Source organism: Candidatus Thermoplasmatota archaeon (assembly GCA_038884455.1).
In the GTDB taxonomy this organism is placed as follows: Archaea; Thermoplasmatota; E2; order DHVEG-1; family DHVEG-1; genus JAWABU01.
The window spans coordinates 26,877-33,296 of sequence record JAWABU010000019.1 but is presented as its reverse complement, the minus strand read 5'-3'; the positions used below and the strand labels follow the sequence as shown (position 1 = coordinate 33,296).

Below are 6,420 nucleotides of genomic sequence, written 5' to 3'. Positions count from 1 at the left end.
ATGGTTCGCAACTGTTGGATTAATCCTTTTCTTTGCGCGTCCCATCCAATGAAAAAATGAATGTTTCTTCCTTAATTATCTATTTCGGGATGAAGCCTAGACATGCAAAAGATTTAAATATATAATAAATATTAACGATTGTTAATAAAGGGAATGTGGGGGACTCATCCTAAAAGCAACTCACATTAGCCTGCAGGAGATGTAAGATACCTAGGGGGTTGTTTTTTCATCCTATCCTTTCCTCCTCTCCTCACCAACCTTATCTCCCATATCCTACATCTCCACCGACCTTTCTTAGAAGAATTAGTACATCATTAAAAAGATAGCCAAATTCTCAAAAACTCTTCCAATAAAATATTTATATGAAAATGATTATAAATTTTTTAATTTTAAAAAACAGGGGTAGTGTAAATGAGGGAAAACAAAAAACAAATTATTTTCTTAACACTATGCTTTTGTGTATTCATAACAAATGTAGTAGCTGCATCGCAACATCAAATATCTTCTATCATTCATACAACTTGTACCAATGATAAAATTATCTATGTTGATGATGACAATACCCTGGGGCCTTGGGATGGCAGCATAGAGCATCCATATCAGACCATACAAGAAGGACTGAGTCATGCAGAGTCAGATGATACTATCTATGTGTTTTCTGGCACGTATTATTCTAGTGGTGTTTTTAATTCGATAAGCTTACAGAAGCCAGTAAAATTACAAGGAGAGGGACCGCAGACAACCGTGATTCGAGGATATGGCGCAAAATGGGTAGTGAGCATTAACAACGACCAAGGTGCCTGTTCAATCTCAGGTTTCACTATAGAAAACAGCGGCACCGATAGCCATGATGCAGGAATTCTTGTGAGCGCAGATAATAGTACCATTTCCAATAACATCATTAGAGGTAATGTAATCGGCATCTACTTCTCAGACTCCAGAATACAAGCAAATACTCAGATACTAGGAAACATTATTGAACAAAATAACCATGGCATTTTTATGTGGGGTGCATCACATAATCTGATCAAGAACAACATCATTAGAAACAACAGATTCGACGGAATTAATATTATTTATAGAGATGGTAATGTTATTCAGCTAAATACAATCTCAGGACATACTTTTCCTTCAGAGTCAGAAGGAATTATGATTGAAATATCGCGAGATAATTTCATAACACAAAATAATTTTCTGGAAAATATTCGGGATGCATATTTTAGAAATGGATTTTGTAATACATGGCAGAATAATTATTGGAATGCAGCCAGAAAAACACCAAAATTAATATTTGGAGAATTCGTTCTTAGCAGCGGACCAATGGAACCAGGAATTCGCATTCCTCTTATACGAATCGACAGAAACCCGGCTCAAGAATCATTTAATATTTCAATATAATTCTAATTCATTTCTTTCCAATTCATATCTACTTCCTACTTTTTTCTAAATTACATAGTACATATATATTCAAATAATGACAATCATTAACCTGAAGGATGACTGATAAAATTGATCCAATCTGCGGTATGCAAGGAACCATACCCGCGCACGACCACTACTTTTGCTCAACCTACTGCCTCCAAAAATACGAAAAAAACAACAACATCAAACCAGAATCAACCTGCCGGTCATGCACAAAACCAGCGAAAAAATGGTATCGCGAACGACTCACCATCATCGGTTTATTCGCACTTGCTCTGGCATTCATAAGTTATCTCATACCACAACTCAACCCATTCTTCTATGCATTACAAGATTATTTCCTCCTCATCTGGTGGGCAATCCTCATCGGGTTACTCATCGGAGGAATCATCGACTATTTCATCCCACGACAATACATAGAAAAATACCTCTCACGACACCAAAAAAGAACCATCATCTACTCAGTTATCTTTGGATTTCTCATGAGTGCTTGCTCCCATGGCATCCTTGCAATTGCTATTGAACTCTACAAAAAAGGAGCAAGCACCTCATCAGTCGTTGCATTCCTGCTTGCATCACCCTGGGCGAACCTCCCCATAACCGTACTCCTCTTCGGATTCTTCGGCATAAAAGCACTGCTTATCATCATTTCAGCACTTATCATCGCAATCATCACCGGACTGCTCTACCAATGGCTCGAGCGGCACGATAAAGTAGAATGCAAACAATGCAACCACGGCGAAGACACACCGGTCCTCACCGAGTTCTCCATCATCAAAGATATTCAGAAACGCTGGAACGAATTCCACTTCAACCGCCATACTCTCTGGGATGCTGTACAAGGAACAATGCATGGATCCTGGAGTCTTACAAAAATGGTACTCTGGTGGCTCATCATCGGAATGCTGTTGGCAGCTTTTGCACGAGCCTACATCCCAACAGGTCTTTTCCATCACTACATGGGACCAACCATTCTAGGACTCCTCGTCACCTTATTTTTTGCAACCATCATCGAAGTCTGCTCAGAGGGAAGCTCACCGCTTGCCTTTGAAATCTACAACCAAACTGGAGCTTTTGGAAACAGCACCGTATTTCTCATGGCAGGAGTTGCAACCGATTACACAGAAATTGGATTAATCTGGAGTAACATCGGCAAAAAAGCTGCACTCTGGCTTCCGATACTAACCGTACCACAAGTCCTTCTCATCGGATATCTCCTCAATATCTTCCTCTAAAAAAAGAGAATCCTCTAAGGATGCATAACTATGCAATACTCTGACGTTATAGCAACATTAAAAACCATGGAACAACCAAAAAACATCCAAGGAATGATACGTTATGGAATCAACCCAATCAACAATCTTGGTATCTCAATTTATCAATTACGGCACCTTGCTAAAGAAATCGGTACAAACCACGATCTTGCTCTCAAGTTATGGGATTCTGGAATTCATGATGCACGATTGCTTGCTGTTTTCATCGACGATCCAATTCAAGTAACCAGTGAACAAATGGATGCCTGGGCAGCTGACTTTGACTCATGGGATATCTGCGATCAAGCATGCACTAGTCTTTTTGATAAAACACCCCATGCCTGGACCAAGGTATACACATGGGCAACCCGAGAAGAAGAATTTGTCAAACGCGGGGCATTCGCACTACTTGCGGGACTTGCGGTTCATGACAAAAAAGCTACAAATCAGGATTTTGAACGATGTGCTCCACTCATAAAAAAATGTTGCACAGATGATCGAAATTATGTAAAAAAAGCAGTAAACTGGGCGTTACGAAATATCGGAAAACGCAACCAACCATTAAACAAAAAGATGATACAACTCTCTAAAGAACTACTTACCATAGATTCACGATCAGCGCGGTGGATTGCAACTGATGCACTCAGAGAACTCACTAGTGAAAAAGTACACCACAGGATCAAAATAAAAAAGAAGAAAAAAAGGTATTAAATTATTTTTATAAACTGATTGCCTCAACTGGACATTCGTCAACACACGTGCCACAGTCAATACAGGTTGCCTCATCGATTTCTGCTTTTTCACCAATGGTGATTGCCTCAACTGGACAGACCTCTTTGCAGGCTCCGCAGGCAGTGCACTTATTTTTATCAACTTTTGCTACCATATGATATTACCTCTTATGAGACCCGAGATAAAAATAACCCTATATATCTTTTACCTACGTCGTAGAAACCGTGGTTAAAGTACAGGTTTATCATCTTCAAGTTTCTTTGCTGCAGATCTATTGGTTAAAGAGAAATATGCATAAACAATTCCGAGTTCGAAGGCAAAAATGACGAGAAACAAACCAAAGGTTTTCGCTATTTTTACCAGATCAAAACCATACATCACAGTGACAGAACCAAGAAAAGGAACAAACATCCCAAGTAAGACAAGCATAAGAATTTGAATAATATCACGATTCTTACCCATAAACAACGGTATAGAGAATCTGAAAGAATTATTTAGTCATTTCTCTCCCATAAAATCTATCAGAAAAACAGACGACGGACTTACGACCAAAATCATTTATATTACTCTTCTTGATTCTGAGCGAACATGGTGCCATGGCAAGATATTGCCCTTACTGCAATTAATTTCGGATTCATCATCACCCTTCTACCCGCAATCATAAAAAACTACAAACTCAAAGATGTTACTTCACAATCACTCACCACATATCTATCAACCTCACTCCTACTTACGATCATGGCAATCATCTTTTTCACCCTTGACCTTCCCCTTAGTTGCCTTTCAACCACAGGAACTGCAATTGTCTGGTTTATCATAACCTATCAAAAGATAGCTTACACGAAAAAAAAGTGAATACCATGACAAAAATAATGGTTTTCTGCATCGGCAACCGAGATGGTGGTGACGATGCAATCGGACCGTATATCGCAGATCAACTCAACAAACACAAAAACCATGGTATCGACGTTGTTGATTGTGGGACAAATCCGGAGAATTATACCTCCCTGGTAAAACAAAAAAAACCACACGTACTCCTGATCATAGATGCTGTTGATATGAATCTAAAACCTGGAGAGGTGCGTATCGTTCCAAAAGAAAAAATCAGCACCATGCACATCTGTACCCATGGAATACCTCTCCCGATTCTCATAACCTATCTCGAATCATGGGTACAAAAAATACTCCTCATCGGCATACAACCAAAAACCTATATCGGATCACTTACAGCACCAGTCAAAAAAAGCGGAGAGTATGTAATAACATTAATTGAACAGAAAAAAATTGACACACTACACCATCTCCCAGAATAAAACGTAGAAGAATACCATCCTACTGAGAGTTAATATGGATATTTTTTCCCAAACATCTCAACTGACGAGAGTGCTGCAACAGCTCCCTGAGCACAGGCGGTAATCACCTGACGGACACCGCCGGTGATATCACCAGCTGCATACACCCCTCGAATGTTGGTTCGCTGTTCTTTATCAACCACTATATACCCCTGAGTATCAAGGTGAAGTTCAAGCATACGAGCCAACGTATTCTGAGGTTGAACACCAACTGATACAAAAACACCATCAACCTCTAGTTTTGATTGTTTCTGAGTAGGCAGATACACAACTTGTAGATGCGTAACCTTATCTGAACCGCTAATGCTTTCCACGGTAGTATTTAAGAGAAACACTATGTCTTTCTGCTGTGCTTCATCAACATAAATTTTCTCAGCTCGGAACTGATCCCGACGATGAATTAAAAAAACCTTGCTACATCCAAGCTGTTTTAAAAAAATAGCTTCCATAAGAGCAGTATTACCGCCACCAATAACCGCTACTTTTTTTCCTTTGAAAAAAAATCCATCGCACGTTGCACAATACGACACTCCTCGACCAAGAAACTCTACTTCACCAGGTACATCGAGTTTCTTATGTTCAGTTCCTGTGCAAAGAATGATCGCGCCAACCTGATACACTGCTCTATCTGTAGCAATTGAAAACAAAGAATCTTTTCTTTCGATTTTTTGTACCTCCTCATACAAATGGAGATCAGCATATTTTGCTGCATGTTGTCTCATTTTCTGAGTTAGATCAAAACCGGAAATTGATTCAAAACCAGGATAATTCTCAATCCTTGGTGCAATCTGTGCAAGACCTCCGCCAGCACCTCGATCAAAAACAACAGTTTTTATCCCTGAACGCTGTGCGTAAATCGCAGCTGAAAAACCAGCAGGGCCAGCACCGATAACCGCAAGTTCGTAGTCCATACGGTCTCCTCAAACACCTCATCTTTAGTACTTGTTATAAGTTTTGTCACAAACCCCTAACGACGACTTTCTCTATGAATGGTTGTACTGCAGCGATCAGTTCATCAAAAAACTGGCGATCATACGCGTTGATCTTTTCTAGCTCTGAAGATACTAATGGTGGAAAAACCTTAAACTGCTGGAGATACCACTGTTGAGCCCCTGCAATCCAGTGTGCAATCTCAATGATATCCTCCTTATTCAACAACGATGGAACAACTGTTGTGCGAAATTCATACTCCGGTGCCTGTTTTCGAATAAGATCCATTGACGTTTGTATGTTTGAAACATCAACCTCACAACCACAGACAGAGGGATATTTCTTTTTCGGTGCCTTTACATCAAGAGCAACATAATCAACCAGACCATCATCAAGCAACACCTTCAATCGATCAGGGAGTGAACCGTTGGTATCAAGTTTTATCAAAAAACCAAGCTTTCGTATTTTTTGAAGGAAACCACTGAGATCATCTTGTAATAAAGGTTCGCCTCCGGAAATGACAACACCTTCGATCATACCTTGTCGTTTTTGTAAAAAAGAAATGATCTCCTCTTCAGGAAGAAGCTGTGAACGCCCAAAGACAAGATCCTTGTTATAACAAAAAGGACATCGAAAGTTACAACCAACCGTCCAAACAACTGCACTGATGTACTCAGGGTAGTCGATAAATGATGTTTTCTGTAACCCGCCGATCTTCATACATGGTTCCA

Annotated in this window: 9 protein-coding genes; 5 read left to right on the top strand and 4 right to left on the bottom strand. The window is 39.7% G+C overall.

The features are described from left to right. Positions 1–411 precede the first annotated feature (411 nt). From QXL17_04615 to QXL17_04605, 3 genes are all read left to right on the top strand, one after another. The gene (locus QXL17_04615; protein MEM4258418.1) at positions 412–1,398 is read left to right on the top strand and encodes a NosD domain-containing protein; all 987 of its coding nucleotides are present in this window, start codon (positions 412–414) and stop codon (positions 1,396–1,398) included. Positions 1,399–1,496: 98 nt separating this feature from the next. Continuing rightward, a complete protein-coding gene (locus QXL17_04610) occupies positions 1,497–2,657 on the top strand; it encodes a permease (GenBank protein ID MEM4258417.1) in 1,161 nt (386 codons plus the stop codon). A 30-nt stretch (positions 2,658–2,687) separates the two neighbouring features. After that, entirely contained in the window at positions 2,688–3,386 is a 699-nt protein-coding gene (locus tag QXL17_04605) for a DNA alkylation repair protein (protein MEM4258416.1), read from the top strand. Between the two features lie 7 nt (positions 3,387–3,393). Here the strand turns inward: QXL17_04605 and QXL17_04600 are convergent, their stop codons facing one another. Together QXL17_04600 and QXL17_04595 are read right to left on the bottom strand one after the other, a co-directional pair. Next, on the bottom strand, positions 3,394–3,561 hold the full coding sequence (locus tag QXL17_04600) for a 4Fe-4S binding protein (protein MEM4258415.1): 168 nt from the start codon (positions 3,559–3,561) through the stop codon (positions 3,394–3,396). A 74-nt stretch (positions 3,562–3,635) separates the two neighbouring features. Further along, positions 3,636–3,869, bottom strand: coding sequence for a hypothetical protein (locus tag QXL17_04595; GenBank protein MEM4258414.1), 234 nt, complete (start codon positions 3,867–3,869; stop codon positions 3,636–3,638). 126 nt (positions 3,870–3,995) lie between these two features. On the opposite strand from QXL17_04595, the gene QXL17_04590 reads away from it, so the two are divergent. Together QXL17_04590 and hycI are read left to right on the top strand one after the other, a co-directional pair. Beyond that, positions 3,996–4,262: a hypothetical protein gene (locus QXL17_04590; GenBank protein ID MEM4258413.1), complete on the top strand. Its 267-nt coding sequence runs from the start codon at positions 3,996–3,998 to the stop codon at positions 4,260–4,262. Between the two features lie 5 nt (positions 4,263–4,267). Then, complete coding sequence (gene hycI, locus QXL17_04585) at positions 4,268–4,720, top strand: hydrogenase maturation peptidase HycI (protein MEM4258412.1); 453 nt, start codon at positions 4,268–4,270, stop codon at positions 4,718–4,720. 29 nt (positions 4,721–4,749) lie between these two features. On the opposite strand, the gene trxB is transcribed toward hycI, so the two are convergent. Both trxB and QXL17_04575 read right to left on the bottom strand, forming a co-directional pair. Beyond that, positions 4,750–5,670: a thioredoxin-disulfide reductase gene (gene trxB, locus QXL17_04580; GenBank protein MEM4258411.1), complete on the bottom strand. Its 921-nt coding sequence runs from the start codon at positions 5,668–5,670 to the stop codon at positions 4,750–4,752. A 46-nt stretch (positions 5,671–5,716) separates the two neighbouring features. Further along, positions 5,717–6,409: an anaerobic ribonucleoside-triphosphate reductase activating protein gene (locus QXL17_04575; protein MEM4258410.1), complete on the bottom strand. Its 693-nt coding sequence runs from the start codon at positions 6,407–6,409 to the stop codon at positions 5,717–5,719. Between the last annotated feature and the right edge of the window lie 11 nt (positions 6,410–6,420).